This is a genomic window from Microbacterium umsixpiens, from assembly GCF_053543675.1.
This window is the reverse complement of sequence record NZ_JBLVOH010000194.1, coordinates 1-1,279: the sequence shown is the minus strand read 5'-3', so window position 1 is coordinate 1,279 and position 1,279 is coordinate 1. Positions and strand designations below refer to the sequence as shown.

Below are 1,279 nucleotides of genomic sequence, written 5' to 3'. Positions count from 1 at the left end.
GGCGCGGGCCCGACCCGCTCGACTCCGCCTTCGACCGCGACGCCTTCGCCGCGCTGCTGGAGGACCGGCGGATGCAGATCAAGGGGCTGCTGCGCGACCAGGCGGTGATCGCGGGGATCGGCAACGCCTACTCCGACGAGATCCTGCACGCCGCCCGGATGTCGCCGTACGCGATCGCCGGGAAGCTCGACGATGCCGAGATCGACCGCCTGTTCGACGCGATGCGCGAGACGCTGACCGAAGCGGTCGCCGAGGCATCGGGCAAGCCGCCCGCCGACCTCAAGGATGCCAAGCGCCGCGGGATGCAGGTGCATGCGCGTCGCGGCGAGACGTGCCCCGTCTGCGGCGACACCGTCCGCAGCGTGTTCTTCGCCGACCGCTCGCTCGAGTACTGCCCCACCTGCCAGACCGGCGGCAAGGTGCTCGCCGACCGCCGTCTCTCTCGACTGCTGAAGTGATCGCGGCCCTGCCGGTCCATGTCTTGGAATGAAATGCGCGCAGGTGCGTTGAGTACACTCAGAGCAACAACGTGCTCCGGGGTCGGTGGGAATCCGAACCGGCGGTGACAGTCCGCGAGCGTCTCGAGAGATCGGGATGCCGATCCGGTGGAATTCCGGGACCGACGGTGATGCGAGGGAGACCTCGCTAGTCCGGAAGGGAGGCAGCACGAGACGCATGCGTGCGTCCGTTCCGCCATCCTTGTCTGACCCCGGAGCCTCAGAGGAGGACGACGGATGGCAGTGAACGCGGCAGAGCGCAGCGCGATGGATCGCGCGCTCCAGCTCGCCACGCGCGGACCCCGTGGGGCGAACCCGCAGGTCGGCGCGGTCATCCTCTCCCCCGATGGCACGGTCCTCGCCGAGGGCTGGCATCACGGAGCAGGCACCCCGCACGCCGAGGTCGACGCGCTGTCGAAGCTCGCACCGGGCGATGCCCGCGGCGCCACCGCCGTCGTGACGCTCGAGCCCTGCAACCACACCGGCCGCACCGGGCCCTGCGCCGTCGCGCTCATCGAGGCAGGTGTCGCGCGGGTCGTGTACGCCCTCGACGATCCCGGCGCCGAATCGGGAGGCGGAGCGGACCGCCTGCGCGCCGCCGGCGTCGACGTCGAATCGGGTGAGCAGGCAGACGCCGCGCACGCGCTCATCGAGGGCTGGCTCATGGCGCAGCGGTTGGGACGCCCGCACATCACGGTCAAATGGGCGCAGAGCCTCGACGGCCGCGCTGCCGCTGCCGACGGCTCGAGCCAGTGGATCACCGGGCCTGCCGCGCGCGCCGA

At 71.2% G+C, this 1,279-nt stretch carries 2 protein-coding genes and 1 riboswitch; both genes read left to right on the top strand.

Going from position 1 to position 1,279, the window contains the following annotated elements; genetic code table 11:
• Positions 1 to 458, top strand: a 458-nt coding sequence (locus ACNPM4_RS17335) for a zinc finger domain-containing protein (RefSeq protein ID WP_448986508.1), incomplete at its 5' end; no start/stop codon positions are given.
• A gap of 68 nt (positions 459 to 526) precedes the next feature.
• A riboswitch (FMN riboswitch) is annotated at positions 527 to 671 on the top strand.
• 63 nt (positions 672 to 734) lie between these two features.
• A partial coding sequence (gene ribD / locus ACNPM4_RS17330; RefSeq protein WP_448986507.1) for a bifunctional diaminohydroxyphosphoribosylaminopyrimidine deaminase/5-amino-6-(5-phosphoribosylamino)uracil reductase RibD occupies positions 735 to 1,279 on the top strand: 545 nt, incomplete at its 3' end.